Origin of the sequence: Serratia sp. CY76391, from assembly GCF_052166695.1 — a bacterium.
In the GTDB taxonomy this organism is placed as follows: Bacteria; Pseudomonadota; Gammaproteobacteria; order Enterobacterales; family Enterobacteriaceae; genus Serratia; species Serratia nematodiphila.
Genome location: NZ_JBJNOJ010000021.1, coordinates 1 through 25,715, shown reverse-complemented (window position 1 = coordinate 25,715; position 25,715 = coordinate 1). Strand labels below are relative to the sequence as shown.

Annotated in this window: 44 protein-coding genes and 1 pseudogene; 39 read left to right on the top strand and 6 right to left on the bottom strand. The window is 53.3% G+C overall.

Annotation, left to right across the window (positions count from 1 at the left end; translation table 11 throughout):
- From ACJ8PN_RS25320 to ACJ8PN_RS25155, 34 genes and pseudogenes are all read left to right on the top strand, one after another.
- Positions 1 to 115, top strand: a pseudogene (locus ACJ8PN_RS25320) (EF-Tu/IF-2/RF-3 family GTPase); the annotation flags it as partial.
- A 131-nt stretch (positions 116 to 246) separates the two neighbouring features.
- Positions 247 to 441 carry a bacterioferritin-associated ferredoxin gene (gene bfd / locus ACJ8PN_RS25315; protein ID WP_171454861.1) on the top strand — a complete coding sequence of 65 codons (195 nt, stop codon included), beginning with the start codon at positions 247 to 249 and terminating at the stop codon, positions 439 to 441.
- A gap of 73 nt (positions 442 to 514) precedes the next feature.
- Positions 515 to 994: a bacterioferritin gene (bfr, locus tag ACJ8PN_RS25310; protein WP_004929784.1), complete on the top strand. Its 480-nt coding sequence runs from the start codon at positions 515 to 517 to the stop codon at positions 992 to 994.
- 378 nt (positions 995 to 1,372) lie between these two features.
- Entirely contained in the window at positions 1,373 to 1,684 is a 312-nt protein-coding gene (rpsJ, locus tag ACJ8PN_RS25305) for a 30S ribosomal protein S10 (RefSeq protein ID WP_001181005.1), read from the top strand.
- 32 nt (positions 1,685 to 1,716) lie between these two features.
- Entirely contained in the window at positions 1,717 to 2,346 is a 630-nt protein-coding gene (gene rplC, locus ACJ8PN_RS25300) for a 50S ribosomal protein L3 (protein WP_015379265.1), read from the top strand.
- Positions 2,347 to 2,356: 10 nt separating this feature from the next.
- Positions 2,357 to 2,962, top strand: a complete 606-nt coding sequence (gene rplD / locus ACJ8PN_RS25295; protein ID WP_004929779.1) for a 50S ribosomal protein L4 — start codon at positions 2,357 to 2,359, stop codon at positions 2,960 to 2,962.
- Positions 2,959 to 3,261, top strand: a complete 303-nt coding sequence (gene rplW / locus ACJ8PN_RS25290) for a 50S ribosomal protein L23 (RefSeq protein ID WP_004929776.1) — start codon at positions 2,959 to 2,961, stop codon at positions 3,259 to 3,261. Before rplD ends, rplW begins: the two co-directional genes overlap by 4 nt.
- Positions 3,262 to 3,279: 18 nt before the next feature.
- The gene (gene rplB, locus ACJ8PN_RS25285; protein ID WP_004929775.1) at positions 3,280 to 4,104 is read left to right on the top strand and encodes a 50S ribosomal protein L2; all 825 of its coding nucleotides are present in this window, start codon (positions 3,280 to 3,282) and stop codon (positions 4,102 to 4,104) included.
- Positions 4,105 to 4,118: 14 nt separating this feature from the next.
- A complete protein-coding gene (gene rpsS / locus ACJ8PN_RS25280) occupies positions 4,119 to 4,397 on the top strand; it encodes a 30S ribosomal protein S19 (RefSeq protein ID WP_004929772.1) in 279 nt (92 codons plus the stop codon).
- A 14-nt stretch (positions 4,398 to 4,411) separates the two neighbouring features.
- On the top strand, positions 4,412 to 4,744 hold the full coding sequence (gene rplV / locus ACJ8PN_RS25275) for a 50S ribosomal protein L22 (protein WP_002223844.1): 333 nt from the start codon (positions 4,412 to 4,414) through the stop codon (positions 4,742 to 4,744).
- 17 nt (positions 4,745 to 4,761) lie between these two features.
- Complete coding sequence (gene rpsC / locus ACJ8PN_RS25270; RefSeq protein ID WP_004929766.1) at positions 4,762 to 5,460, top strand: 30S ribosomal protein S3; 699 nt, start codon at positions 4,762 to 4,764, stop codon at positions 5,458 to 5,460.
- A gap of 12 nt (positions 5,461 to 5,472) precedes the next feature.
- Positions 5,473 to 5,883 carry a 50S ribosomal protein L16 gene (gene rplP / locus ACJ8PN_RS25265; RefSeq protein WP_004929764.1) on the top strand — a complete coding sequence of 137 codons (411 nt, stop codon included), beginning with the start codon at positions 5,473 to 5,475 and terminating at the stop codon, positions 5,881 to 5,883.
- Positions 5,883 to 6,074, top strand: a complete 192-nt coding sequence (rpmC, locus tag ACJ8PN_RS25260; RefSeq protein ID WP_004929762.1) for a 50S ribosomal protein L29 — start codon at positions 5,883 to 5,885, stop codon at positions 6,072 to 6,074. The genes rplP and rpmC overlap by 1 nt, the downstream gene beginning before the upstream one ends.
- Entirely contained in the window at positions 6,075 to 6,329 is a 255-nt protein-coding gene (gene rpsQ / locus ACJ8PN_RS25255) for a 30S ribosomal protein S17 (RefSeq protein ID WP_004929760.1), read from the top strand. It abuts the gene before it with no gap.
- Between the two features lie 172 nt (positions 6,330 to 6,501).
- Positions 6,502 to 6,873, top strand: coding sequence for a 50S ribosomal protein L14 (rplN, locus tag ACJ8PN_RS25250; protein WP_000613954.1), 372 nt, complete (start codon positions 6,502 to 6,504; stop codon positions 6,871 to 6,873).
- A gap of 9 nt (positions 6,874 to 6,882) precedes the next feature.
- Positions 6,883 to 7,197: a 50S ribosomal protein L24 gene (gene rplX / locus ACJ8PN_RS25245; RefSeq protein WP_004929758.1), complete on the top strand. Its 315-nt coding sequence runs from the start codon at positions 6,883 to 6,885 to the stop codon at positions 7,195 to 7,197.
- A 14-nt stretch (positions 7,198 to 7,211) separates the two neighbouring features.
- Complete coding sequence (gene rplE / locus ACJ8PN_RS25240; RefSeq protein WP_004929756.1) at positions 7,212 to 7,751, top strand: 50S ribosomal protein L5; 540 nt, start codon at positions 7,212 to 7,214, stop codon at positions 7,749 to 7,751.
- Positions 7,752 to 7,764: 13 nt separating this feature from the next.
- Positions 7,765 to 8,070, top strand: coding sequence for a 30S ribosomal protein S14 (gene rpsN / locus ACJ8PN_RS25235; RefSeq protein WP_004929754.1), 306 nt, complete (start codon positions 7,765 to 7,767; stop codon positions 8,068 to 8,070).
- Positions 8,071 to 8,100: 30 nt separating this feature from the next.
- Positions 8,101 to 8,493 carry a 30S ribosomal protein S8 gene (gene rpsH, locus ACJ8PN_RS25230; protein WP_004929753.1) on the top strand — a complete coding sequence of 131 codons (393 nt, stop codon included), beginning with the start codon at positions 8,101 to 8,103 and terminating at the stop codon, positions 8,491 to 8,493.
- A 14-nt stretch (positions 8,494 to 8,507) separates the two neighbouring features.
- Positions 8,508 to 9,041, top strand: coding sequence for a 50S ribosomal protein L6 (rplF, locus tag ACJ8PN_RS25225; RefSeq protein WP_004929751.1), 534 nt, complete (start codon positions 8,508 to 8,510; stop codon positions 9,039 to 9,041).
- Positions 9,042 to 9,050: 9 nt separating this feature from the next.
- Positions 9,051 to 9,404 carry a 50S ribosomal protein L18 gene (rplR, locus tag ACJ8PN_RS25220; protein ID WP_004929748.1) on the top strand — a complete coding sequence of 118 codons (354 nt, stop codon included), beginning with the start codon at positions 9,051 to 9,053 and terminating at the stop codon, positions 9,402 to 9,404.
- Positions 9,405 to 9,418: 14 nt separating this feature from the next.
- Entirely contained in the window at positions 9,419 to 9,919 is a 501-nt protein-coding gene (rpsE, locus tag ACJ8PN_RS25215; RefSeq protein WP_004929747.1) for a 30S ribosomal protein S5, read from the top strand.
- A 6-nt stretch (positions 9,920 to 9,925) separates the two neighbouring features.
- Positions 9,926 to 10,105 carry a 50S ribosomal protein L30 gene (gene rpmD / locus ACJ8PN_RS25210; protein ID WP_048232028.1) on the top strand — a complete coding sequence of 60 codons (180 nt, stop codon included), beginning with the start codon at positions 9,926 to 9,928 and terminating at the stop codon, positions 10,103 to 10,105.
- A gap of 3 nt (positions 10,106 to 10,108) precedes the next feature.
- Positions 10,109 to 10,543 carry a 50S ribosomal protein L15 gene (gene rplO / locus ACJ8PN_RS25205; protein ID WP_004929742.1) on the top strand — a complete coding sequence of 145 codons (435 nt, stop codon included), beginning with the start codon at positions 10,109 to 10,111 and terminating at the stop codon, positions 10,541 to 10,543.
- 7 nt (positions 10,544 to 10,550) lie between these two features.
- Positions 10,551 to 11,882: a preprotein translocase subunit SecY gene (gene secY / locus ACJ8PN_RS25200; protein WP_004929740.1), complete on the top strand. Its 1,332-nt coding sequence runs from the start codon at positions 10,551 to 10,553 to the stop codon at positions 11,880 to 11,882.
- A 33-nt stretch (positions 11,883 to 11,915) separates the two neighbouring features.
- A complete protein-coding gene (rpmJ, locus tag ACJ8PN_RS25195; RefSeq protein WP_002227352.1) occupies positions 11,916 to 12,032 on the top strand; it encodes a 50S ribosomal protein L36 in 117 nt (38 codons plus the stop codon).
- 148 nt (positions 12,033 to 12,180) lie between these two features.
- The gene (gene rpsM, locus ACJ8PN_RS25190; protein WP_004929734.1) at positions 12,181 to 12,537 is read left to right on the top strand and encodes a 30S ribosomal protein S13; all 357 of its coding nucleotides are present in this window, start codon (positions 12,181 to 12,183) and stop codon (positions 12,535 to 12,537) included.
- A gap of 16 nt (positions 12,538 to 12,553) precedes the next feature.
- On the top strand, positions 12,554 to 12,943 hold the full coding sequence (gene rpsK, locus ACJ8PN_RS25185) for a 30S ribosomal protein S11 (protein ID WP_004929731.1): 390 nt from the start codon (positions 12,554 to 12,556) through the stop codon (positions 12,941 to 12,943).
- A gap of 30 nt (positions 12,944 to 12,973) precedes the next feature.
- Positions 12,974 to 13,594 (top strand): 30S ribosomal protein S4, encoded by a 621-nt coding sequence (rpsD, locus tag ACJ8PN_RS25180; protein WP_004929729.1) that lies wholly within the window; start codon positions 12,974 to 12,976, stop codon positions 13,592 to 13,594.
- Between the two features lie 25 nt (positions 13,595 to 13,619).
- Positions 13,620 to 14,609: a DNA-directed RNA polymerase subunit alpha gene (locus ACJ8PN_RS25175; protein WP_002919219.1), complete on the top strand. Its 990-nt coding sequence runs from the start codon at positions 13,620 to 13,622 to the stop codon at positions 14,607 to 14,609.
- A 40-nt stretch (positions 14,610 to 14,649) separates the two neighbouring features.
- A complete protein-coding gene (rplQ, locus tag ACJ8PN_RS25170; protein WP_004929726.1) occupies positions 14,650 to 15,039 on the top strand; it encodes a 50S ribosomal protein L17 in 390 nt (129 codons plus the stop codon).
- Between the two features lie 148 nt (positions 15,040 to 15,187).
- The gene (locus ACJ8PN_RS25165) at positions 15,188 to 15,562 is read left to right on the top strand and encodes a DUF1992 domain-containing protein (protein WP_351110218.1); all 375 of its coding nucleotides are present in this window, start codon (positions 15,188 to 15,190) and stop codon (positions 15,560 to 15,562) included.
- Positions 15,562 to 15,993: a Zn(2+)-responsive transcriptional regulator gene (gene zntR / locus ACJ8PN_RS25160; RefSeq protein WP_004929722.1), complete on the top strand. Its 432-nt coding sequence runs from the start codon at positions 15,562 to 15,564 to the stop codon at positions 15,991 to 15,993. Before ACJ8PN_RS25165 ends, zntR begins: the two co-directional genes overlap by 1 nt.
- A gap of 75 nt (positions 15,994 to 16,068) precedes the next feature.
- Positions 16,069 to 16,275: an alternative ribosome-rescue factor A gene (locus ACJ8PN_RS25155; RefSeq protein ID WP_004929720.1), complete on the top strand. Its 207-nt coding sequence runs from the start codon at positions 16,069 to 16,071 to the stop codon at positions 16,273 to 16,275.
- Positions 16,276 to 16,332: 57 nt separating this feature from the next.
- Here ACJ8PN_RS25155 and mscL read toward each other — a convergent pair whose 3' ends face one another.
- From mscL to def, 5 genes are all read right to left on the bottom strand, one after another.
- Positions 16,333 to 16,749 (bottom strand): large-conductance mechanosensitive channel protein MscL, encoded by a 417-nt coding sequence (gene mscL / locus ACJ8PN_RS25150; protein ID WP_004929718.1) that lies wholly within the window; start codon positions 16,747 to 16,749, stop codon positions 16,333 to 16,335.
- 137 nt (positions 16,750 to 16,886) lie between these two features.
- Complete coding sequence (trkA, locus tag ACJ8PN_RS25145; protein ID WP_004929716.1) at positions 16,887 to 18,263, bottom strand: Trk system potassium transporter TrkA; 1,377 nt, start codon at positions 18,261 to 18,263, stop codon at positions 16,887 to 16,889.
- 55 nt (positions 18,264 to 18,318) lie between these two features.
- Positions 18,319 to 19,608: a 16S rRNA (cytosine(967)-C(5))-methyltransferase RsmB gene (gene rsmB, locus ACJ8PN_RS25140; protein WP_048326283.1), complete on the bottom strand. Its 1,290-nt coding sequence runs from the start codon at positions 19,606 to 19,608 to the stop codon at positions 18,319 to 18,321.
- A gap of 72 nt (positions 19,609 to 19,680) precedes the next feature.
- Positions 19,681 to 20,625, bottom strand: a complete 945-nt coding sequence (gene fmt / locus ACJ8PN_RS25135) for a methionyl-tRNA formyltransferase (RefSeq protein ID WP_411262032.1) — start codon at positions 20,623 to 20,625, stop codon at positions 19,681 to 19,683.
- Between the two features lie 17 nt (positions 20,626 to 20,642).
- On the bottom strand, positions 20,643 to 21,152 hold the full coding sequence (def, locus tag ACJ8PN_RS25130) for a peptide deformylase (protein ID WP_004929710.1): 510 nt from the start codon (positions 21,150 to 21,152) through the stop codon (positions 20,643 to 20,645).
- Positions 21,153 to 21,285: 133 nt separating this feature from the next.
- On the opposite strand from def, the gene dprA reads away from it, so the two are divergent.
- The 5 genes from dprA to aroE are packed head-to-tail and all read left to right on the top strand — an operon-like array spanning position 21,286 to position 24,830.
- The gene (gene dprA / locus ACJ8PN_RS25125; RefSeq protein WP_442535351.1) at positions 21,286 to 22,407 is read left to right on the top strand and encodes a DNA-protecting protein DprA; all 1,122 of its coding nucleotides are present in this window, start codon (positions 21,286 to 21,288) and stop codon (positions 22,405 to 22,407) included.
- Complete coding sequence (smg, locus tag ACJ8PN_RS25120; protein ID WP_004929707.1) at positions 22,379 to 22,852, top strand: DUF494 family protein Smg; 474 nt, start codon at positions 22,379 to 22,381, stop codon at positions 22,850 to 22,852. The genes dprA and smg overlap by 29 nt, the downstream gene beginning before the upstream one ends.
- 25 nt (positions 22,853 to 22,877) lie before the next feature.
- A complete protein-coding gene (locus ACJ8PN_RS25115) occupies positions 22,878 to 23,423 on the top strand; it encodes a DNA topoisomerase family protein (protein WP_004929705.1) in 546 nt (181 codons plus the stop codon).
- 7 nt (positions 23,424 to 23,430) lie between these two features.
- Positions 23,431 to 24,000, top strand: coding sequence for an L-threonylcarbamoyladenylate synthase type 1 TsaC (tsaC, locus tag ACJ8PN_RS25110; RefSeq protein WP_351110223.1), 570 nt, complete (start codon positions 23,431 to 23,433; stop codon positions 23,998 to 24,000).
- An 11-nt stretch (positions 24,001 to 24,011) separates the two neighbouring features.
- A complete protein-coding gene (gene aroE / locus ACJ8PN_RS25105) occupies positions 24,012 to 24,830 on the top strand; it encodes a shikimate dehydrogenase (protein ID WP_171454854.1) in 819 nt (272 codons plus the stop codon).
- Positions 24,831 to 24,868: 38 nt separating this feature from the next.
- On the opposite strand, the gene ACJ8PN_RS25100 is transcribed toward aroE, so the two are convergent.
- Positions 24,869 to 25,411, bottom strand: a complete 543-nt coding sequence (locus tag ACJ8PN_RS25100; protein ID WP_004929699.1) for a gamma carbonic anhydrase family protein — start codon at positions 25,409 to 25,411, stop codon at positions 24,869 to 24,871.
- Positions 25,412 to 25,715 lie beyond the last annotated feature (304 nt).

Below are 25,715 nucleotides of genomic sequence, written 5' to 3'. Positions count from 1 at the left end.
GAACATGAAAGTTACCCTGATTCACCCAATCGCGATGGACGACGGTCTGCGTTTCGCAATCCGTGAAGGCGGCCGTACTGTAGGCGCTGGTGTTGTTGCTAAAGTTATCGCTTAATCGCGAATAATTTTTCGACACAAAAAAGGGCACTTCGGTGCCCTTTTTTTATGCAATTTGTATAAATCTTAATTGAAATAAAAACCATTCCTATTTAGACTCAATGCATTGGTTAAGAAGTGAGTCTCTCTATGTATGTATGTCTGTGTAATGCGGTGACTGACAAAGCGATCCGTAATGCGGTGCGTCAGCACAATCCCCATACCATGAAGCAGCTGCGTGAACTTGTGCCGATTGGTACCGATTGTGGAAAGTGCATTCGTCAGGCAAGACAGATTATGGTGGAGGAACGCAGAACTATCATCCCAATGCATGAAGTTGCCTAACAAAGGGTAAGGTTATTTTTGACTCTTGGCTTACAGGTTCTACACTTTTAGAACTGGCCAGGAGGAGTTACCTATGAAAGGCGATAAAAAGATCATTGCTCACCTCAACAAGCTGCTCGGCAACGAGCTGGTTGCCATCAATCAATATTTCCTGCACGCCCGCATGTTCAAGAATTGGGGTTTAATGCGCCTCAACGATAAGGAATACCACGAGTCGATCGACGAAATGAAACATGCCGATCGCTACATTGAACGCATCCTGTTCCTGGAAGGAATACCTAATCTGCAAGACCTCGGTAAGCTGAACATCGGCGAAGACATTGAAGAGATGCTGCGTTCCGATCTGGCGCTGGAATTGGCGGGCGCCAAGAACCTGCGCGAAGGTATCGCCTACGCCGACTCGATTCACGATTATGTCAGCCGTGATTTGATGATCGACATTCTGGCCGATGAAGAAGAGCATATCGACTGGCTGGAAACCGAGCTGGATCTGATCGCTCGCCTCGGCATTCAAAACTATGCCCAGGCCCAGATTTTAGAACGCAAAGAGTAAGCCTGCCTTCCGTTCGTCATCGCCTCTCCTGCCGGCGACCGTTTTTACGGCGGGGCAGGGGAGCTGCCCGCTAAGCATAATTCATACCTTGATCGCCACCTTCATCTTGTGATCGTCGCTGAACGCGCAAAAATGACGATTTCCTGAGCATATTTCCAACTGCGGCTTGCTTCCTGGGCCATTTTGCGTATAATGCGCGGGCTTACCTAATCTTGGTAAGCCTGATTTTAGCGAATCAGTCGATTGGCAGGCCTTTTTCGCCTTTCGAACAATACTCCCGATATGGGGGTTATATGTTGACGATTACACTCCCCCATCAATCGAAATGGGTGTGAGGAGTAATTATTTACGTTTATAAATAATTGGAGCTCTGGTCTCATGCAGAACCAAAGAATCCGTATCCGCCTGAAAGCGTTTGATCATCGTCTGATCGATCAATCAACCGCGGAAATCGTCGAGACTGCAAAGCGCACTGGTGCGCAAGTCCGTGGTCCGATCCCGCTGCCAACTCGCAAAGAGCGCTTTACCGTTCTGATCTCTCCGCACGTCAACAAAGACGCGCGCGATCAGTACGAGATTCGCACTCACAAGCGTCTGGTTGACATCGTTGAGCCAACCGAGAAAACCGTTGATGCTCTGATGCGTCTGGATCTGGCTGCCGGTGTAGACGTGCAGATCAGCCTGGGTTAATCAGGTCATTGAGCGATTGAGAGGTTGAAACAATGATTGGTTTAGTCGGTAAAAAAGTGGGTATGACCCGTATCTTCACTGAAGATGGCGTTTCTATCCCAGTAACCGTAATTGAAATTGAAGCGAACCGCGTGACTCAGGTTAAAAGCCTGGACACCGACGGTTACCGTGCCGTTCAGGTTACCACTGGTAGCAAAAAAGCTAACCGTGTAACCAAGCCGGAAGCGGGCCATTTCGCTAAAGCTGGCGTTGAAGCTGGCCGTGGTCTGTGGGAATTCCGCCTGGAAGAAGGTCAAGAATTCGCTGCAGGTCAGGAAATTAGCGTAGAAATCTTCGCTGACGTTAAAAAAGTCGATGTTACCGGTACTTCTAAAGGTAAAGGTTTTGCTGGCACTGTTAAGCGCTGGAACTTCCGTACCCAAGACGCTACCCACGGTAACTCCTTGTCTCACCGCGTTCCGGGTTCTATCGGTCAGAACCAGACTCCGGGCAAAGTGTTCAAAGGCAAGAAAATGGCTGGCCACCTGGGTGATGAGCGCGTAACCGTTCAGAGCCTGGACGTAGTACGTGTTGACGCTGAGCGCAACCTGCTGCTGGTTAAGGGTGCTGTACCGGGCGCAACCGGTGGCAACCTGATCGTTAAACCAGCTGTGAAGGCGTAAGGGGATAGCAATGGAATTAGTATTGAAAGACGCGCAAAGCGCGCTGACTGTTTCCGAAACTACCTTCGGTCGTGATTTCAACGAAGCGCTGGTACACCAGGTTGTTGTTGCTTATGCAGCAGGTGCCCGTCAAGGTACTCGTGCTCAGAAGACCCGTGCTGAAGTAACTGGTTCCGGCAAAAAGCCATGGCGTCAGAAAGGCACCGGCCGTGCGCGTTCAGGTTCTGTAAAGAGCCCGATCTGGCGTTCAGGCGGCGTGACCTTTGCTGCTAAGCCACAGGACCACAGTCAGAAAGTAAACAAAAAGATGTACCGCGGCGCGCTGAAAAGCATCCTGTCCGAACTGGTACGTCAAGATCGTCTGATCGTTGTCGAGAAGTTCTCTGTAGAAGCGCCTAAAACTAAGCTGCTGGCACAGAAACTGAAAGATATGGCTCTGGAAGACGTGCTGATCGTGACCGGTGAACTGGATGAGAATCTGTTCCTGGCAGCTCGCAACCTGTACAAGGTTGACGTGCGCGATGTAGCAGGTATCGATCCGGTTAGCCTGATCGCCTTCGACAAAGTGGTTATGACTGCTGATGCTGTGAAGCAAGTTGAGGAGATGCTGGCATGATCCGTGAAGAACGTTTGCTGAAAGTGCTGCGTGCACCGCACGTATCTGAAAAAGCATCCGCTGCGATGGAAAAAAGCAACACCATCGTTCTCAAAGTTGCCAAAGACGCGACCAAAGCAGAAATCAAAGCTGCAGTGCAGAAACTGTTTGAAGTCGAAGTCAAAGACGTGAACACCCTGGTAGTTAAAGGGAAAGTGAAGCGTCACGGTCAGCGTGTTGGTCGTCGTAGCGACTGGAAAAAAGCTTACGTCACCCTGAAAGAAGGCCAGAATCTGGACTTCATCGGCGGCGCAGAGTAAGTCGGAGGAGTAAGAACAATGGCAATTGTTAAATGTAAACCTACATCTCCGGGTCGTCGCCACGTTGTTAAAGTGGTTAACCCTGAGCTGCACAAGGGTAAACCTTATGCCCCGCTGCTGGAAAAACTGAGCAAAAGCGGTGGTCGTAACAACAATGGCCGTATCACCACCCGTCATATCGGTGGTGGCCACAAGCAACATTATCGTCTGGTTGACTTCAAGCGCAACAAAGACGGTATCCCTGCTGTGGTTGAGCGTCTGGAGTACGATCCGAACCGTTCCGCGAACATCGCGCTGGTTCTGTACAAAGACGGCGAACGCCGTTACATCCTGGCGCCGAAAGGCCTGAAAGCTGGTGACCAGATTCAATCTGGCGTTGATGCTGCAATCAAAGCGGGTAACACCCTGCCGATGCGCAACATTCCAGTTGGTTCAACGGTTCACAACGTAGAAATGAAACCAGGTAAAGGCGGCCAGATGGCTCGCTCCGCTGGCGCCTACGTTCAGATCGTTGCTCGTGATGGTTCCTACGTAACTCTGCGTCTGCGCTCCGGCGAAATGCGTAAAGTTCCAGCTGATTGCCGCGCCACCCTGGGTGAAGTCGGTAACGCTGAACATATGCTTCGCGTTCTGGGTAAAGCAGGTGCTGCACGTTGGCGTGGTGTTCGTCCTACCGTTCGCGGTACGGCGATGAACCCGGTAGATCACCCGCACGGTGGTGGTGAAGGTCGTAACTTTGGTAAGCACCCGGTAACTCCGTGGGGCGTTCAGACCAAAGGTAAGAAGACCCGTAGCAACAAGCGTACTGATAAGTTCATCGTACGTCGCCGTAGCAAAAAATAATTAGAGGATAAGCCATGCCACGTTCTCTCAAGAAAGGTCCTTTTATTGACCTGCACTTGCTGAAGAAGGTAGAGAAAGCGGTGGAAAGCGGTGACAAGAAGCCTTTGCGCACTTGGTCCCGTCGTTCAACGATCTTTCCTAACATGATCGGTTTGACCATCGCTGTCCATAATGGTCGTCAGCACGTACCAGTGTTCGTTTCCGATGAAATGGTCGGTCACAAACTGGGTGAATTCGCGCCGACTCGTACTTATCGCGGCCATGCGGCTGATAAAAAAGCTAAAAAGCGCTAAGGTAGGAGGAAGAGATGGAAACTATCGCTAAACATCGCCACGCTCGTTCTTCTGCTCAGAAGGTTCGCCTTGTTGCTGACCTGATTCGCGGTAAGAAAGTGTCGCAAGCTCTGGAAACTCTGACCTACACCAACAAGAAAGCTGCTGGTCTGGTTAAGAAAGTGCTGGAGTCTGCCATTGCTAACGCAGAACACAACGATGGCGCTGACATCGATGATCTGAAAGTTACGAAAATCTTCGTAGACGAAGGCCCAAGCATGAAGCGCATTATGCCGCGTGCAAAAGGTCGTGCAGATCGCATCCTGAAGCGCACCAGCCACATTACTGTGGTTGTGTCCGATCGCTGAGACTCTGGAGACTAGCAATGGGTCAGAAAGTACATCCTAATGGTATTCGCCTGGGTATTGTCAAACCTTGGAACTCTACTTGGTATGCGAATACCAAAGAATTCGCTGACAACCTGGACAGCGACTTTAAAGTTCGTCAATTCCTGACTAAGGAACTGTCGAAAGCTTCCGTTTCTCGCATCGTTATCGAGCGTCCTGCGAAGAGCATCCGTGTGACCATTCACACTGCTCGCCCAGGCATCGTTATCGGCAAGAAAGGTGAAGACGTCGAAAAACTGCGCAAGGTCGTAGCGGACATCGCTGGCGTTCCTGCACAGATCAACATCGCCGAAGTCCGTAAACCGGAACTCGACGCTAAATTGGTTGCTGACAGCATCACTTCTCAGCTGGAACGTCGCGTTATGTTCCGTCGTGCTATGAAGCGTGCAGTACAGAACGCAATGCGTCTTGGCGCTAAAGGTATCAAAGTTGAAGTAAGCGGCCGTCTTGGCGGCGCCGAAATCGCACGTACCGAATGGTACCGCGAAGGTCGTGTTCCATTGCACACTCTGCGTGCGGACATCGACTACAACACATCTGAAGCGCACACCACTTATGGTGTAATCGGCGTTAAGGTATGGATCTTCAAAGGTGAGATCCTGGGTGGTATGGCTGCAGTTGAACAACCGGAACCGGCTGCTCAACCTAAAAAGCAGCAGCGTAAAGGCCGCAAGTAAGGAGAGTCGCTGATGTTACAACCAAAGCGTACAAAATTCCGTAAGGTGCACAAGGGCCGCAACCGTGGTCTGGCGCAAGGTACGGATGTTAGCTTCGGCACTTTCGGTCTGAAAGCTGTTGGCCGTGGCCGTCTGACTGCTCGTCAAATCGAAGCAGCTCGTCGTGCAATGACTCGTGCAGTTAAGCGTCAAGGCAAGATCTGGATCCGTGTATTCCCGGACAAACCGATCACCGAGAAGCCGCTGGAAGTGCGTATGGGTAAAGGTAAGGGTAACGTGGAGTATTGGGTTGCCCTGATCCAGCCTGGTAAGGTCCTGTACGAAATGGACGGCGTGCCAGAAGAGGTTGCCCGCGAGGCATTCAAACTGGCAGCAGCGAAACTGCCGATCAAAACCACCTTTGTAACTAAGACGGTGATGTAATGAAAGCACAAGAGCTGCGTGAAAAAAGCGTTGAAGAGCTGAATGCCGAGCTGCTCAACCTGCTGCGTGAGCAATTCAACTTGCGCATGCAGGCGGCCAGTGGCCAGCTGCAACAAACTCACCTGTTGAAACAAGTGCGTCGTGACGTCGCACGCGTTAAGACTTTACTGACTCAAAAGGCGGGTGTGTAAATGACTGAAGTTATCCGTACCCTGCAGGGTCGTGTTGTTAGCGATAAAATGGAGAAATCCATCGTTGTTGCTATCGAGCGTACTGTGAAGCACCCAATCTACGGGAAATTCATCAAACGTACGACCAAGCTGCACGTACATGACGAGAACAACGAATGTGGTACCGGCGACGTGGTGGAAATCCGCGAATGCCGCCCACTGTCCAAGACCAAGTCCTGGACGTTGGTTCGCGTTGTAGAGAAAGCGATTCTGTAATAGAGTAGCTGGCTCTCACTTAATAAACGGCTCAGAAAATGAGCCGTTTATTTTTTCTACCCATACCAAGTAAGCGGTGTTATAATGCTGCGCCCTCGGTTATGGGGCTTTTCAACGGCCTAATTTTTACTTGGGTCTTTAAAGTAGTAGTTGACATTAGCGGAGCACTAAAATGATCCAAGAACAGACTATGCTGAACGTCGCCGACAACTCCGGTGCACGTCGCGTAATGTGTATCAAGGTTCTAGGTGGCTCGCACCGTCGCTACGCAGGCGTCGGCGACATCATCAAAATTACCATCAAGGAAGCAATTCCTCGCGGTAAGGTGAAGAAAGGCGATGTTCTGAAGGCGGTAGTGGTGCGCACCAAGAAGGGTGTACGTCGCCCGGACGGTTCTGTCATTCGCTTCGATGGCAATGCATGCGTTATTTTGAACAATAACAGCGAGCAGCCAATCGGTACGCGTATTTTTGGGCCGGTAACTCGTGAACTGCGTAATGAGAAGTTCATGAAAATTATCTCTCTGGCACCAGAAGTACTCTAAGGAGCGAACATGGCAGCGAAGATCCGTCGTGATGACGAAGTTATCGTGATTACCGGGAAAGACAAAGGTAAGCGCGGTAAAGTAAAAAATGTCCTGTCTGCTGGCAAGGTCATTGTTGAAGGCATCAACCTGGTTAAGAAACACCAGAAGCCGGTTCCGGCTCTGAACCAACCAGGCGGCATTGTTGAGAAAGAAGCTGCAATTCAGGTTTCTAACATTGCTATCTTCAACGCGGCTACCGGCAAGGCTGACCGTGTAGGCTTTAGATTCGAAGACGGCAAAAAAGTCCGTTTCTTCAAGTCTAACAGCGAAACTATCAAGTAATTTGGAGTAATACGATGGCGAAACTGCATGATTACTACAAAGACGAGGTAGTCAAACAACTGATGTCTCAGTTTGATTACAACTCTGTCATGCAAGTCCCTCGGGTCGAGAAGATCACCCTGAACATGGGTGTTGGTGAAGCGATTGCTGACAAGAAACTGCTGGATAACGCCGCAGCGGACCTGGCAGCCATCTCCGGTCAAAAACCGTTGATCACCAAAGCCCGCAAATCTGTTGCAGGCTTCAAAATCCGTCAGGGCTATCCGATCGGCTGTAAAGTAACTCTGCGTGGCGAACGCATGTGGGAGTTCTTTGAGCGTCTGATCTCCATTGCTGTTCCACGTATCCGTGACTTCCGTGGCCTGTCCGCCAAGTCATTCGATGGCCGTGGCAACTACAGCATGGGCGTGCGTGAGCAAATCATCTTCCCAGAAATCGACTACGACAAAGTCGATCGCGTTCGTGGTTTGGATATTACCATTACCACTACTGCGAAATCTGATGATGAAGGCCGCGCGCTGCTGGCTGCTTTTAACTTCCCGTTCCGCAAGTAAGGCAGGGTTACTGATGGCTAAGCAATCAATGAAAGCACGCGAAGTCAAGCGCGTGAAATTAGCTGACAAGTTCTTTGCAAAACGCGCTGAACTGAAAGCTATTATCTCTGATGTGAACGCATCCGATGAAGATCGTTGGAATGCCGTTCTCAAGCTGCAAACTCTGCCGCGTGATTCCAGCCCGTCTCGTCAGCGTAAACGCTGCCGCCAAACTGGCCGTCCACATGGTTATGTGGGCAAATTCGGGTTGAGCCGTATTAAGCTTCGTGAAGCCGCTATGCGCGGTGAAGTACCAGGCTTGAAAAAGGCTAGCTGGTAATTACCAATTGAATCACGGGAGTAAAGACAGATGAGCATGCAAGATCCGATCGCGGATATGCTGACCCGTATCCGTAACGGTCAAGCCGCGAACAAAGTTGCGGTCACCATGCCTTCCTCCAAGCTGAAAGTGGCAATTGCCAACGTGCTGAAGGAAGAAGGTTTTATTGAAGATTTCAAAATCGAAGGCGACGCCAAGCCTGTTCTGGAACTGGTACTGAAGTACTTCCAGGGCAAAGCTGTGGTAGAAAGCATTCAACGTATCAGCCGTCCAGGTCTGCGCATCTACAAGAAAAAAGATGAGCTGCCAAAAGTTATGGCCGGTTTGGGTATCGCTGTTGTTTCTACCTCTAAAGGTGTTATGACCGATCGTGCAGCTCGCCAGGCTGGTCTTGGTGGCGAGATTATCTGCTACGTAGCTTAATTCGGGAGGAAAGAATGTCTCGTGTTGCAAAAGCACCCGTCGTCATTCCTGCCGGCGTAGAGGTAAAACTCAACGGTCAGGTTATTTCGATTAAGGGTAAAAACGGCGAGTTGACTCGTACTATCCACGACGCCGTTGAAGTGAAGCAAGAAGCTAACGCACTGACTTTCGCTCCGCGCGAAGGTTTTGCTAACGCATGGGCCCAAGCGGGTACCACGCGCGCTCTGCTGAACGCAATGGTTGTTGGTGTTACCGAAGGCTTCACCAAGAAGCTTCAACTGGTAGGTGTTGGTTATCGTGCTGCCGTTAAAGGCAACGTGGTGAATTTGGCCCTGGGCTTCTCTCACCCTATCGATCACCAGCTGCCGGCAGGTATCACTGCTGAATGCCCAAGCCAAACTGAAATCGTGCTGAAAGGCGCTGATAAGCAGGTAATTGGCCAGGTAGCAGCAGATCTGCGCGCTTACCGTCGTCCTGAGCCTTACAAAGGCAAGGGTGTTCGTTACGCCGACGAAGTCGTGCGTACCAAAGAGGCTAAGAAGAAGTAAGGTAACACTATGGATAAGAAATCTGCTCGTATCCGTCGTGCGACCCGCGCACGCCGCAAGCTCCAAGAGCTGGGTGCAACCCGCCTGGTGGTACATCGTACCCCGCGTCACATTTACGCACAGGTGATTGCTCCAAACGGTTCTGAAGTACTGGTAGCCGCTTCTACTTTAGAAAAAGCTATCGCGGAGCAACTGAAGTATTCCGGTAACAAAGACGCAGCAGCAGCCGTAGGTAAAGCTCTGGCTGAGCGCGCGTTGGAAAAAGGGATTGCGAAAGTATCCTTTGACCGTTCCGGTTTCCAATATCATGGTCGAGTCCAGGCACTGGCAGATGCTGCCCGTGAAGCTGGCCTTCAGTTCTAAGGAAGAGGTTTAAGATGGCTCACATCGAAAAACAAGCTGGCGAACTGCAGGAAAAGCTGATCGCGGTAAACCGCGTATCTAAAACCGTAAAAGGTGGCCGTATTTTCAGCTTTACCGCACTGACTGTAGTTGGTGATGGTAACGGTCGCGTTGGTTTTGGCTACGGCAAAGCACGCGAAGTTCCAGCAGCGATCCAGAAAGCGATGGAAAAAGCCCGTCGCAACATGATGAACGTCGCGCTGAACAGCGGCACCCTGCAGCACCCTGTTAAGGGCGCTCACACGGGTTCTCGCGTGTTCATGCAGCCTGCTCATGAAGGTACCGGTATCATCGCGGGCGGTGCAATGCGCGCCGTTCTCGAAGTTGCTGGGGTGCACAACGTATTGGCTAAAGCTTATGGTTCCACCAACCCGATCAACGTGGTTCGTGCAACTATCGACGCTCTGGCGAATATGAAGTCTCCTGAAATGGTCGCTGCTAAGCGTGGTAAATCCGTTGCCGACATTCTGGGGTAATTGACCATGGCTAAGACTATTAAAGTTACACAAACTCGCAGCTCAATTGGCCGTCTGCCGAAGCATAAAGCTACTCTGCTCGGTCTGGGTCTGCGTCGTATTGGTCACACCGTAGAGCGCGAGGATACTCCTGCTGTTCGCGGTATGGTCAACCTGGTTTCCTACATGGTTAAAGTTGAGGAGTAACAGATGCGTTTAAATACTCTGTCTCCGGCTGAAGGTGCCAAGCATGCGCCTAAGCGTGTAGGTCGTGGTATTGGTTCTGGCCTGGGTAAAACCGGCGGCCGTGGTCACAAAGGTCAGAAGTCTCGTTCTGGCGGTGGCGTACGTCGTGGTTTCGAAGGTGGTCAGATGCCTCTGTACCGTCGTCTGCCGAAATTCGGCTTCACTTCACGCAAAGCGATGATCACGGCAGAAGTTCGTCTGTCTGAACTGGCTCTGGTTGAAGGCGATGTTATCGACCTGAACGCGCTGAAAGCCGCTAACGTAGTTGGTGTCCAGATCGAATTCGCGAAAGTTGTACTTTCTGGCGAAGTCGCTCGTCCGGTAACCCTGCGTGGTCTGCGTGTCACCAAAGGCGCTCGTGCTGCTATCGAGGCTGCTGGCGGTAAAATTGAGGAATAAGTAGCAGATGGCTAAGCAACCAGGATTAGATTTTCAAAGTGCTAAAGGCGGGCTCGGCGAGCTGAAGCGCAGACTTTTGTTTGTCATCGGCGCGCTGATTGTCTTCCGCATCGGCTCTTTCATTCCGATTCCTGGTATCGATGCCACTGTGCTTGCCAAATTGCTTGAGCAGCAGAGAGGCACTATCATTGAAATGTTTAACATGTTCTCTGGTGGTGCCCTCAGCCGTGCTTCTATCTTTGCTCTGGGGATCATGCCGTATATCTCGGCGTCGATCATTATCCAGCTGCTGACGGTGGTTCATCCAGCGTTGGCGGAAATTAAGAAAGAAGGGGAGGCTGGCCGTCGCAAGATTAGCCAGTACACCCGCTACGGTACGCTGGTATTGGCCATATTCCAGTCGATCGGTATTGCTACCGGTCTGCCGAATATGCCTGGTATGCAGGGCCTGGTGTTAAACCCAGGCTTTGCATTCTACTTTACTGCGGTTGTGAGCCTGGTAACCGGGACAATGTTCCTGATGTGGCTGGGTGAGCAGATTACTGAGCGCGGTATCGGCAACGGTATCTCGATCATTATCTTCGCGGGTATTGTAGCGGGGCTCCCGCCGGCAGTGGCCCATACTATTGAGCAAGCGCGGCAAGGCGACCTGCACTTCCTCCTGCTGCTGTTGGTTGCAGTATTGGTGTTTGCAGTAACCTTCTTCGTTGTTTTCATCGAGCGTGGTCAACGTCGTATCGTCGTTAACTATGCGAAGCGTCAACAAGGTCGTCGTGTTTATGCAGCACAGAGTACACACTTACCGTTGAAAGTGAACATGGCGGGTGTTATCCCGGCGATTTTCGCTTCCAGCATTATTCTGTTCCCGGCCACGATTGCATCATGGTTTGGGGGCGGTACCGGTTGGAACTGGCTGACTACGATTTCGCTGTATTTGCAGCCAGGGCAACCGCTTTATGTGTTACTCTATGCGTCTGCAATCATCTTCTTCTGTTTCTTCTACACGGCGTTGGTTTTCAACCCGCGTGAGACAGCAGATAACCTGAAGAAGTCCGGTGCCTTCGTACCAGGAATTCGTCCGGGAGAGCAAACGGCGAAGTATATCGATAAAGTAATGACGCGTTTAACCCTGGTGGGCGCGATGTACATTACTTTCATCTGCCTGATCCCGGAGTTCATGCGTGATGCAATGAAAGTACCATTCTACTTTGGTGGTACCTCGCTACTGATCGTGGTTGTCGTCATCATGGACTTTATGGCTCAAGTGCAAACTCTGATGATGTCAAGTCAGTACGAGTCTGCATTGAAGAAAGCAAATCTGAAAGGCTATAACCGCTAGTCAGATTCGTTTGAGAAGTTACGGAGAGTAAAAATGAAAGTTCGTGCTTCCGTCAAGAAATTATGTCGTAACTGCAAAATCGTTAAGCGTAACGGTGTCGTTCGTGTGATTTGCAGCGCCGAGCCGAAGCATAAACAGCGTCAAGGCTGATTATCTCGCATATTTTTCTTGCAAAGTTGGGTTGAGCTGGCTAGATTAGCCAGCCAATCTTTTGTATGTCGCACTGCAACATTATTTGAGTATCCTGAAAACGGGCTTTTCAGAATGGTGTTGCTGTATAAAATAGTAGGAGTGCATAGTGGCCCGTATAGCAGGCATTAACATTCCTGATCATAAACATACCGTTATCGCCTTAACGTCGATCTTCGGTATCGGTAAAACCCGTTCACAGGCTATCTGTGCATCTACGGGTATTGCTGAAAATGTTAAGATCAGTGAGCTGTCTGAAGAGCAAATCGAAAAGCTTCGTGATGCAGTTGCCAAATACACCGTTGAGGGTGATTTGCGTCGTGAAATTACCCTGAGCATCAAGCGTCTTATGGACCTTGGTTGCTATCGTGGTTTGCGTCATCGTCGTGGTCTGCCGGTACGCGGTCAGCGCACCAAGACCAACGCTCGTACCCGTAAGGGTCCGCGCAAGCCGATCAAGAAATAATCGGGGTTATTGAATAATGGCAAAGGCACCTGTTCGTACACGTAAGCGTGTAAGAAAGCAAGTCTCTGACGGCGTGGCTCATATCCATGCTTCTTTCAACAACACCATCGTTACCATCACTGATCGTCAGGGTAATGCTTTGGGTTGGGCAACAGCCGGTGGTTCCGGTTTCCGTGGTTCTCGTAAGTCCACTCCGTTCGCAGCACAGGTTGCAGCAGAACGTTGTGCTGACGCAGTGAAAGAATACGGTATCAAGAACCTGGAAGTTATGGTTAAAGGACCTGGTCCTGGTCGTGAGTCTACTATCCGCGCTCTGAACGCGGCTGGTTTCCGCATCACTAACATTACTGATGTGACTCCGATCCCTCATAACGGTTGTCGTCCGCCGAAAAAGCGCCGCGTGTAACGCAGCTTTTAGGATTGTTGGAGAAAGAAAATGGCAAGATATTTGGGTCCTAAGCTCAAGCTGAGCCGTCGTGAGGGCACAGACCTGTTCCTTAAGTCTGGCGTTCGCGCGATCGATTCCAAGTGTAAAATTGAACAAGCACCTGGTCAGCACGGTGCGCGTAAACCGCGTCTGTCTGATTACGGTGTTCAGTTGCGTGAGAAGCAGAAAGTTCGTCGTATGTACGGCATTCTGGAGCGTCAATTCCGCAACTATTACAAAGAAGCAACCCGCCTGAAGGGCAACACCGGTGAAAACCTGTTGCAGCTGCTGGAAGGTCGTCTGGACAACGTTGTTTACCGTATGGGCTTCGGCGCTACTCGTGCAGAGTCACGTCAGCTGGTTAGCCACAAAGCAGTTATGGTAAACGGTCGCGTTGTTAACATCGCTTCTTATCAGGTATCTCCGAATGACGTAGTCAGCATCCGCGAGAAAGCTAAAAAGCAGTCTCGTGTTAAAGCTTCTCTGGAGCTGGCTGAGCAGCGTGAAAAGCCGACTTGGCTGGAAGTTGATGCTGCTAAGATGGAAGGCGTGTTCAAGCGTATGCCTGAACGTACCGATCTGTCTGCGGACATTAACGAACACCTGATCGTCGAGCTTTACTCCAAGTAAAGCTTAGTACCAAAGAGAGGACACAATGCAGGGTTCTGTGACAGAGTTTCTAAAACCGCGCCTGGTAGATATCGAGCAAGTCAGTTCGACGCACGCCAAGGTGACCCTTGAGCCTTTAGAGCGTGGCTTTGGCCATACTCTTGGCAACGCACTGCGCCGTATTCTGCTTTCATCTATGCCGGGTTGCGCGGTGACCGAGGTTGAGATTGATGGTGTACTGCATGAGTACAGCACCAAAGAAGGCGTACAGGAAGATATCCTGGAGATCCTGCTCAACCTGAAAGGGCTGGCGGTGAGAGTTCAAGGCAAAGACGAAGTTATTCTTACCCTGAATAAATCTGGCATTGGCCCTGTGACCGCTGCCGACATCACCCATGATGGTGATGTCGAAATCGTCAAGCCTCAGCACGTGATTTGCCACCTGACTGATGAGAACGCGGCTATCAGCATGCGTATCAAAGTTCAGCGCGGTCGCGGTTATGTGCCGGCTTCTGCCCGAATTCATTCGGAAGAAGATGAGCGCCCAATCGGTCGTCTGTTGGTTGACGCCTGCTACAGCCCTGTAGAGCGTATCGCCTACAATGTTGAAGCTGCGCGTGTAGAACAGCGTACTGACTTGGATAAGCTGGTCATCGAAATGGAGACCAATGGCACGATCGATCCTGAAGAGGCGATCCGCCGTGCGGCCACCATTCTGGCTGAACAACTTGAAGCTTTCGTTGACCTGCGTGATGTGCGTCAGCCGGAAGTTAAAGAAGAGAAACCGGAATTCGATCCGATCTTGCTGCGCCCTGTTGACGATCTGGAATTGACTGTCCGCTCTGCTAACTGCCTCAAGGCAGAAGCTATCCACTACATCGGTGATCTGGTACAGCGTACCGAGGTTGAGTTGCTGAAAACGCCAAACCTGGGTAAAAAATCTCTTACCGAGATTAAAGACGTGCTGGCCTCACGTGGTCTGTCTCTGGGCATGCGCCTGGAAAACTGGCCGCCGGCAAGCATTGCTGACGAGTAACCGGATCACAGGTTAAGGTTTTACTGAGAAGGATAAGGTCATGCGCCATCGTAAGAGTGGTCGTCAACTGAACCGTAACAGCAGCCATCGCCAGGCTATGTTCCGTAACATGGCCGGCTCTTTGGTTCGTCATGAGATCATCAAGACGACCCTGCCAAAAGCAAAAGAGCTGCGTCGCGTTGTTGAGCCGCTGATTACTCTTGCCAAGACCGACAGCGTAGCTAATCGTCGTCTGGCATTCGCCCGTACTCGTGATAACGAGATCGTGGCAAAACTGTTTAACGAGCTGGGCCCGCGTTTCGCGAGCCGTGCCGGTGGTTACACTCGCATTCTGAAGTGTGGCTTCCGCGCAGGCGACAACGCGCCGATGGCATACATCGAGCTGGTTGATCGTGCTGAGTCTCAAGCAGAAGTAGCAACTGCAGAGTAATCTGTAGACGCGTAAAAAAACCGGGCTTGCCCGGTTTTTTTACGTCCAAATCCAGCCAAATGTGCGCAATTCCCCCGTAGCGCTTAAGATCCCCGCCCCTATCCGCTATGCTAAGGCTTAATCATTAGGCTAACCGAGGCTGTCTGTCATGGGGTTGCTTGATCAATGGGCGGAGCGTCATATCCTTGATGCTCAGGATAAAGGCGAGTTCGACAACCTGCCTGGCCAGGGGCAGCCGCTGGCGCTGGAAGATGACAGCGCGGTGCCGCCCGAGCTACGCGCCGGTTACCGTTTGCTGAAAAATGCCGGTTACCTGCCGCCGGCGCTGGAAGATCGTAAAGAGGCGTTGACCGTTGCTCGCTTGCTGCAAGAGATTAATAGCGAACATCCGCACTATGTCGATCTCAGCAAGCGCATGGTACTGCTGGAGCACCGGCTGCGTCAGGCTGGGATGAGCACCGATTTCTTGCATGGCGAATATCAGCGCGCGCTTGATGGCAAGTTCACCCGAGAGGAGCGGTAATGTTCAAGATAGGTCAGTTGGCCAAGCTCGCCGAAGTGACGCCGGATACCGTGCGTTACTATGAAAAACAGGGCATGATGGATCACAATGTCCGCACCGAAGGCGGTTATCGGCTGTATACGGAGCAGGACCTGCAGCGGCTGCGTTTTATTCGCTATGCCAAACAGTTGGGCTTTACTCTGGAAACGATCGCCGAACTGCTGTCGATCCGGGTTGATCCTGAACATCATACCTGCCAGGAATCGAAGTCGATCGTCGATGCTCGCCTGAGTGAAGTGGAAAGCAAGTTGGCGGAGCTGACCCGCATGCGCGAATCGTTGAAACGCCTGAGTGACGCCTGCTGCGGTACTGCCCATACCAGCAACTATTGTTCTATTCTGGAAGCCTTGGAACAGGGTGCCAGCGATGATAAAGGCAAAAAAGATTGCTGACGGCACTTTAATTTTTATATTGCCGGCAGTATTATCGGCTCGTTTTATTACCCTACCTTTTACAGGAGCATTATCATGACGAAATATCGTCACACTAAAGGCCAGATTCAAGATAACGCCATTGAGGCGCTGCTGCATGACCCGCTATTCCGCCAACGAGTGGAAAAGAATGTGAAAGGCAAAGGCAGCTATCGGCGTAAAGAAAAACACAACAAAGGCGGTAACTGGGAGGCCAGTGGCAAACTATCAAACGATAATTTACCACTGGCTTTCTGGTTTTAAGGCATTAAAAAAGCCACCTTCATCGGTGGCTTTTTATTGGCATAACTTAATGCTGTTTTACAGTTTTGGCTGCTGTTGCTGGCTCAGCAAATCACGGATTTCCGTCAGCAGTTTCTCTTCTGCGGTTGGTTCTGGCGGCGCTGCTGGCGCTTCTTCCTGCTTGCGGCGCACCTTGTTCATCAGTTTAATCGCCAGGAAGATAGCGAAGGCGACAATCACAAAGTCAAATACGGTCTGGATGAATGAACCATAGTTCATTACCACCGCCGGTACGGCGCCCTGAGCTTCACGTAACACCAGATGGAACTGTTTAAAATCGACGCCGCCAATCAGTAAGCCCAACGGTGGCATGATGATATCGGCCACAAAGGACGAAACAATCTTGCCGAATGCAGCACCGATAATCACACCGACGGCCAGATCGACCACGTTGCCACGCATGGCAAATTCGCGAAACTCTTTCAACATACTCATAGAACGCACCCCTTGCAGAATTAATAACTCAAGTTTAACAAAGCAATTTCCCTTTGCCACAAATGGAGAGAAGTTTTATCTCCTCCCAAGGCAGAGAACAACTACGCAATTATAGACCATCGCCTAATAAATTCGTTCTACAAGAAGAACGGGCTCGGTTGGAACAAGCGTTCAACGTCCGGCACGAATTTCTTGTCGGTAATAAACATGATGACGTGATCGCCCTGTTCGATTTTGCTGTTGCCGTTGGCGATGATCACGTCGTCGCCACGCACGATCGCACCGATGGTGGTACCCGGTGGCAGCTTGATGTCTTCCACGATGCGGCCGACCACTTTAGATGTGCTTTCATCGCCGTGGGCAATCGCTTCGATCGCTTCTGCCACGCCGCGGCGCAGTGACGAGACGCTGACGATATCGGCTTTGCGCACATGCCCAAGCAGCGCGGAGATGGTTGCCTGCTGCGGGGAAATGGCAATATCGATCACGCTGCCTTGCACCAGATCGACATAGGCGCGGCGCTGGATCAATACCATCACCTTTTTTGCGCCCATGCGCTTGGCCAGCATGGCGGACATGATGTTGGCCTCATCGTCGTTGGTGATGGCGATGAAAACATCCACCTGCTCGACGTGCTCTTCGGCCAGCAGCTCCTGATCGGAGGCATCGCCGTAGAATACAATGGTGTCGTGCAGCTGTTCGGCCAGTTCGGCGGCGCGTTGCTGATTCCGCTCGATCAGTTTGACGTTGTAGTCTTTTTCCAGCTTGGCGGCCAGGCCGGCGCCGACGTTGCCGCCGCCGACGATCATGATGCGCTTATAGGGTTTTTCCAGCCGCTGCAGTTCGCTCATCACCGCGCGGATATGCTGTGAGGCGGCGACGAAGAACACTTCATCACCGGCTTCGATAATGGTCGAGCCCTGCGGACGGATCGGACGATCCTGGCGGAATATGGCGGCGACGCGGGTATCGATATGTGGCATGTGCTCGCGCATTGAAGAGAGCGCATTGCCGACCAGCGGGCCGCCGTAATAGGCTTTAACCGCGGCGATGCTGACCTTGCCTTCGGCAAAGTTGACCACCTGCAGCGCGCCAGGGTATTCAATCAGCTTGTAGATATAGTCGATGACCAGCTGCTCCGGCGAAATCAGATGGTCGATTGGCACCGCTTCCGGCAGGAACAGTTTCTCCGATTCGCGGATGTATTCCGGCGCGCGGATACGGGCGATACGGTTAGGGGTATTAAACAGAGAATAGGCGATCTGACAGGCGATCATGTTGGTTTCGTCGGAGTTGGTGACGGCGACCAGCATGTCGGCGTCTTCTGCGCCGGCTTCGCGCAGCACCCGAGGGTGGGAACCATGCCCCTGAACCACCCGCAAATCGAATTTATCCTGCAGCTGACGCAAGCGGCCGGAATCCGTATCGACGACGGTGATATCGTTGTTTTCACCCACCAGGTTTTCCGCCAGCGTCCCGCCAACCTGACCGGCACCAAGAATAATTATTTTCATCGTGTTCTCTGCTTCACACTGAAAGACTTAGGGCGCGCACGCACGCCCTGAAGCATTACATTTTAATCAGCTTAGCGTAAAAGAAGCCATCGCCGTCCTCGGGATGCGGGATATTCTGTCGCCCTGGCCGCTGCGCATCGCCGGTTTCAACCAGCTTGGCATCGGCGTGGCGTTGCAAGAACGCGGCGATCTGGTTGCTGTTTTCATCCGGCAGGATAGAACAGGTGGCGTAAACCATCACTCCGCCTGATTTTAGATGCGGCCAGACGGCTTCCAGAATTTCTGCCTGCAGTGCGGCGAGTTCGGCGATGTCGCGATCGCGGCGCAGCCATTTGATGTCGGGATGACGGCGGATCACACCGGTGGCGGAACAAGGCGCGTCCAGCAGGATGCGGTCGAACTGCTTGTCCCCGCACCACTGCTGCGGAGTGCGGCCATCACCCAGTTTAACCTCTGCGTGCAAACGCAGACGCTGCAGGTTCTCTTTGACTCGCGCCAGGCGCTGTTCGTCGATATCGACCGCCATGACGTGTGCTTTCGGCGCCGCTTCCAGAATATGCGTGGTTTTGCCGCCGGGTGCGGCGCACAGGTCGAGGATCTGTTCGCCGTTTTGCGGATCCAACAGATCGACACACCCCTGGGCTGAGGCATCTTGCACGGTGACCCAGCCTTCGGCGAACCCTGGCAGATCGGTCACGGCGCAAGGCGCCAGCAAACGCACTGCATCGGCATAGTCTGCATGAGTTTCCGCGGCGATGCCGGCGTCGTTCAGCAGCTGCAGATAAGCGTCACGGGTATGATGCAGGCGGTTGACGCGCAGCCACATCGGCGGCTTCTGGTTATTCGCGTCGACGATCTGTTCCCAGTTGGCGGGATAAGCCTGCTGAATGCGTTTCAGTAGCCAGCTGGGATGCAGATAGCGGCTGTCATTGTTGGCGGCGCGCTGCAGCAGCTCTTCCTGCTGGCGTTGAAATTGGCGCAAGACGCCGTTAATCAGGCCTTTTAACTGCGGGCGTTTCAGCGCTACCGCACCTTCCACGGTTTCCGCCAACACGGCGTGTGCCGGGATGCGGGTATACAGCAGCTGATACAGGCCAACCATCAGCAAGTAGTGCAGCGTACGCTGCTTACCGGTTAGCGGTTTGGCCATCAATTGCTGAATGCACCATTCGAGCTGCGGCAGCACGCGTAACGTGCCGAAACACAGCTCCTGCAGCAACCCGCGATCTTTGTCGCTGATGGAGGTTTGCAGCGCCGGCAGGACAGTGCTGAGCGACTGCCCCTGATCCAGCACCTGGCCGATGGCTTTGGCAGCGATGCTGCGGAGATTGTAATTATTTTTCATAGGCTAAAGCTGATAACGATCGGCATTAAGAAAATAACGGCCCGGCGATGAACGGCCGGGCAGTGGGGTGGCTTACAGCCGGTTACCCGGGGTAAACCATTCACGACGTGAATTTAAAAGGTCTTGCGCCGACATCGGTTTCTTGCCGGCGGGCTGCAGCTGGATCAGATTGAGGATGCCGTCGGCGGTCGCCACCTGAATGCCGTGCTTGTCGGCATGGACAACGGTGCCCGGCTCCGCGTTGGCGCTTTGCGCCAGCACGCTGGCCTGCCAGACTTTTACCGGTTGATCGTCGATGGTGAAGTAGCTGATCGGCCAAGGGTTGAAGGCGCGGATGCAGCGCTCCAGTTGTGCGGCGGACAGGTTCCAGTCCAGGCGAGCTTCTTCTTTGCTCAGCTTCTCGGCGTAAGTGACCAACGCTTCGTCCTGTACTTCGCGGGTGGCGCTGCCGTCGGCCATTTGGCGCAGCGTCGTCAGCATGCCCTGCGGGCCGAGCTGGGCCAGTTTGCCGTAGAGACTGGCGCTGGTGTCGCTGCTCTCAATCGGGCAGGCGATCTTGTGCATCATGTCGCCGGTATCGAGGCCGGCGTCCATCTGCATGATGGTCACGCCGGTTTCGCTGTCGCCGGCCCAGAGCGAACGCTGGATCGGTGCCGCGCCGCGCCAGCGAGGCAGCAGCGAGCCATGTACGTTGATGCAACCGAGACGCGGCATATCCAGCACCGCTTGCGGCAGGATCAACCCGTAGGCAACCACCACCATCACGTCGGCGTTAAGTTCGGCCACCAGGCGCTGGTTCTCTTCTGGGCGCAGCGATTTGGGCTGAAATACCGGCAGTTGGTGTTGTTCAGCCAGCACTTTTACCGGGCTTGGGGTCAACTTGTTGCCGCGGCCTGCCGGGCGGTCAGGCTGGGTAAAAACGCCGACAATCTGGTGCTCAGATGACAACAGCGCGTCTAGATGACGCGCTGCGAAGTCTGGTGTTCCGGCGAAAATAATCCGTAAAGAGTCAGACACGTTGATTTCCTGATCGGTTAGGCGCGGGCTTGGAGCTTGGCCATTTTTTCCAGTTTCTGACGAATGCGCTGGCGCTTCAGCGGCGACAGGTAATCGACGAACAGTTTACCCATCAGGTGATCCATCTCGTGCTGGATGCAGATCGCCAGCAGATCGTCTGCTTCCAGCTCGAAAGATTTGCCTTCGCGATCCAGCGCGCGGATCTTCACCTGCGCGGCGCGTGGTACCAATGCACGCTGCTCGGGAATGGAAAGACAGCCTTCCTCGATGCCGGTTTCGCCGCTTTTTTCCAGCAGCTCCGGATTGATCAGCACCAGGCGCTGATCGCGATTCTCGGAGACGTCGATCACGATAATGCGCTGATGGATATCCACCTGAGTCGCAGCAAGGCCGATGCCTTCCTCTGCGTACATGGTTTCAAACATATCATCCACGATGCGCTGGATATCTGCATTGACTTCTTTTACCGGCGCTGCGACTTTGCGCAGACGCTCGTCTGGGAAATGTAATACCTGCAAGACTGACATATATCTTTAGATCTGTATCCGAGTAATGAACGAGGTTTAACCTCTATTCTAGACATTTCCCGGCCTGATTGACAGCATTGCGCACCAATTGCTCAGATTGGTAATACCACCGTTTTTGCTGAGGGAACAGAGGATGCGGCCGGAAGAGATCGCTTTACGGATGCGGGGGGTTACGGGGCTGCAGACCGTCGTGGCCAGCCGGATCGTGCGGCAGTTATCGCAAATGGGTGGCGAGCCTCGCCGCGCGTTGCGTGAACTGGGATTGAATGAACGGCAACGGGCACAGTTCAACCAGACGGATCCCGGTTATCTGGCGGCCACCTTGCGCTGGCTGGAAGTGCCGGCGCACCGTATGCTGAACTATGCAGCGGCCGGCTATCCCGAATGCCTGGCTCAGATCGACGATGCGCCGCTGTTCCTGCTGATCGATGGAGATCCTCAGGCGCTGTTGCGCCCGCAACTTGCCATAGTTGGCAGCCGGCAGTTCAGCCACTACGGCGAGCGCTGGGCTAACCATTTCGCCGAGGAATTGGCGCGTTGCGGTTTCACCATCACCAGTGGTTTGGCGATCGGCATCGACGGCATTTGCCATCGCGCAGCGCTGGCGGCCGGGGGTTGCACGATAGCGGTGTTGGGCTGCGGGCTGGCCAATGTCTACCCGCGGCGGCACCACAGGCTCGCAGAGCAGATAGTCGAGCAGGGCGGTGCGGTGATTTCAGATCATTTGGTCACCGATTTGCCCCTGGCCGACCATTTTCCGCGCCGCAACCGCATTATCAGCGGGCTGAGCCAGGGCGTTCTGGTCATAGAAGCCTCGTTGCGCAGCGGTACCCTGGTGACGGCTCGCTATGCGCTGGAGCAAGGGCGTGAGGTATTCGCCTTGCCGGGGCCGTTAGGGAACCCGATGAGCGAAGGCACGCACTGGCTGATCCAACAGGGCGCGCATCTGGTGACTGGGCCGAAAGATATCGCCGAATTGCTGGGAAGCGGCCTTCAGTGGTTGCCACTGAACGAAAATACAACTATTTGTGCGTCGCAGGCTGAAGTTGAATTGCCATTTGCCGATGTGTTGGCTAACGTAGGAGATGAGGTGACACCTGTTGACGTCGTCGCTGAACGTGCCGGCCAACCTGTGCCAGTGGTGGTAATCAAGTTACTCGAGCTGGAGTTAGCAGGGTGGATCGCAGCTGTACCCGGCGGCTATGTCCGAATAAGGAGGGCAAGCCATGTTCGACGTACTCATGTACTTGTTTGAAACTTATATCCACAATGAACCAGAGATGCGCGTCGATCAGGATCAACTGACCGATGATCTCGCCCAGGCGGGGTTTCATCAGGATGATATCTACAACGCGTTGAATTGGCTTGAGAAGTTGGCCGACCTGCAAGAAGGTCAAAATGCGCCTTACTTTATGGATGCCGATCCGCTGGCGATGCGGATCTATACCGAAGAGGAAAGCGCGCGTTTGGACGCCGGCTGCCGTGGTTTTCTCCTGTTCCTGGAACAGATTCAGGTATTGAACCTCGAAACCCGTGAAATGGTTATCGACCGCGTTATGGCTTTGGATAATGCGGAATTCGATCTCGAAGATCTGAAATGGGTCGTGTTGATGGTGCTGTTTAATATCCCCGGATATGAAAGCGCCTATCAGCAAATGGAAGAACTGTTGTTTGAAGTGAACGAAGGTTATCTGCATTGAGCCGATAACGCGCATAGAAGACGTTATGACAAAAAACGCGATTTTTGCCGCCAGGCAAAATGAACCCTGTCCGGAATGCGGGGCCGAGCTGGTGATCCGTAGCGGTCGCCACGGCCCCTTCCTCGGCTGTTCCCAGTACCCTGAATGCCAATATATTCGTCCGCTGAAAGCACAGGCCGATGGGCATGTCGTTAAGGTGTTGGATGGGCAACAGTGCCCGAAATGTCAGGCGACGTTGGTGCTGCGCCAGGGGCGCTATGGCATGTTTATCGGCTGCAGCGATTATCCGCAGTGCGATCACACAGAAGTGATCGACAAGCCTGACGAAACCGCCATTACCTGTCCGCAGTGCGGCCAAGGCAAACTGCTGCAGCGCAAGTCGCGTTACGGCAAGGTTTTTCACTCCTGCGATCGTTACCCGGAATGCCAGTTCGCTCTCAACGTTAAACCCGTCGCCGGTGAATGCGCCTACTGCCATTACCCGTTGCTGATGGAAAAGCGCACGGCAAAGGGCCCCGTCCTGTGCTGTGCCAGCAAGCTGTGCGGAAAACCCGTTGCGACTACAGAATGATCACATCATGAATTCAGAATTAAGCTCGAATCTTTTATCTATCATCGATGCTTTGCATCAACAGCAGGTGATTGCCTACCCCACCGAAGCGGTATTCGGCCTGGGTTGCGATCCCGACAGCGAGCAGGCGGTCAATGCATTGCTGGCGCTGAAACAGCGGCCGTGGGAAAAGGGGCTGATTTTGATCGCCGCCGACTATGCGCAGCTTAAGCCTTATATTGACGACAGTACGCTCAGCGAACAGCAGCGCGCGACGATGTTCGCCAGCTGGCCTGGGCCGGTAACCTGGGTTTTGCCCGCTCGGCCGGAGACGCCGCGTTTGTTGACCGGGCGTTTCAGTTCACTGGCGGTGCGCGTCAGCGATCATCCGCTGGTGCAGTTGCTGTGCCGGCAGTACGGCAAGCCGCTGGTATCGACTAGCGCCAATCTCAGTGGGCTGGAACCGTGCCGCAGTGCGGATGAGGTCACACGGCAGTTCGGCGAGGCTTTCCCGGTATTGGCCGGCAAGGTAGGCGGCCGTCTTAACCCTTCCGAAATCAGAGATGCTCTGACCGGCGAACAGATCCGTCAGGGCTAGAGGTAATGGGCATGGAGAAGTTTGCGGTATTTGGCAACCCTATCGGCCACAGCAAGTCGCCGCGAATTCATGCGCTGTTTGCTGCCCAGACCGGCATTGATCATCCTTATGGGACGGTGTTGGCGCCGTTAGACGGTTTTGAAACCAGCCTGCAGGCGTTTATCCGCGCCGGAGGGCTGGGGGCGAACGTCACGGTGCCTTTCAAGGAGCGTGCTTATTCGGCCGCTTCTGAGCTGAGCGAGCGCGCAGCGATGGCCGGTGCGGTCAACACCCTGAAGGTATTGCCTAATGGCGAGCTGTTGGGGGATAACACCGACGGCATCGGGTTGCTGACCGATCTACAGCGTCAGCAATTGATCCGGCCGCAGGATCGCATTCTGCTGGTGGGCGCCGGCGGCGCGGCGCGCGGCGTGATCCTGCCGCTGCTGTCTTTCGGCTGCCGGCTCACCATCACCAACCGCACTTTCAGCCGGGCTCAGGAATTGGCCGACGCTTTCCTGCATCTGGGGGAGATCTCGGCGGCGCCGATGGATCAACTGGATCAGCAAGCGTTCGATCTGGTGATCAATGCGACGGCGTCCGGCATCAGCGGGGAGATCCCGGCGTTGCCTGCAGGCGTGGTGAATGCGCGAACCCGTTGTTATGACATGTTCTATCAGCAAGGCGTTACGCCATTTCTGGCCTGGGCGCAGCAGCAGGGCGCAACGGAATACGCCGATGGGCTGGGTATGCTGGTGGGGCAGGCGGCGCATGCTTTCCTGCTGTGGCACGGAGTAATGCCAGAGATAGAACCAGTCTTGCGCCAGCTGCGCAGCGAGCTGGCGGCATAAATCCTACCCCGTTCTCTTTATAGGGAACGGGGCGCCCATCAGATGTCTTCCGACAGGTATTCATCTTTCCAGCGTACATAGTTGTTAGAAGAATAAAGCAATCCCTCCAACTCGGCGGCGGTCAACGGCCGAACCTGGCGTGCCGGGCTACCCATATAAAGATAGCCGCTGGCCAGGCGTTTGCCCGGCGCCACCAAACTGCCGGCGCCAATCATCACGTCGTCTTCTACAACTACGCCGTCCAACAGGATCGATCCCATCCCGACCAGCACCCGGTTGCCGATGGCGCAGCCGTGCAGCATCGCTTTATGGCCCACGGTAACGTCTTCGCCAATTAACAGGGGATAACCGTCGGGGTTATGTTCGGAGCGGTGAGTCACATGCAGCACGCTGCCGTCCTGAATATTGCTGCGTGCGCCGATCTTTACCGCATTGACGTCGCCGCGAATGGCGACCAGCGGCCAGATGCTGACGTCATCCGCCAGATCGACGTCGCCGATCACGACGCTGGAAGGATCGATCAAGACGCGCTGACCGAGTTTGGGGGTGTATTGAAGATAAGAACGTACTGCATCGGACATGGTGCTTGCCTCACGTCGGGATCATATTTACCGGCAATACTAGACTCTGGCGATGGAATTACAACCAATCGCAGCGCCGGATCCTGCGGAAAATGGCCCTGATCGCACAAGATCCACTCGGAAGGGCTGAAAAGTGTGCAAACAGGAAGAAAAGATCAAAAAAGGGGTTGTGCAAAAAACTCGGATCCCTATAATGCGCCTCCATCGACACGGCGCAAGTGATTCACTTCACAGAGCGGCCGGGAAGAAAGAGAAAAAATCCTGAAAATTGGGGTTGACTCTGAAAGAGGAAAGCGTAATATAC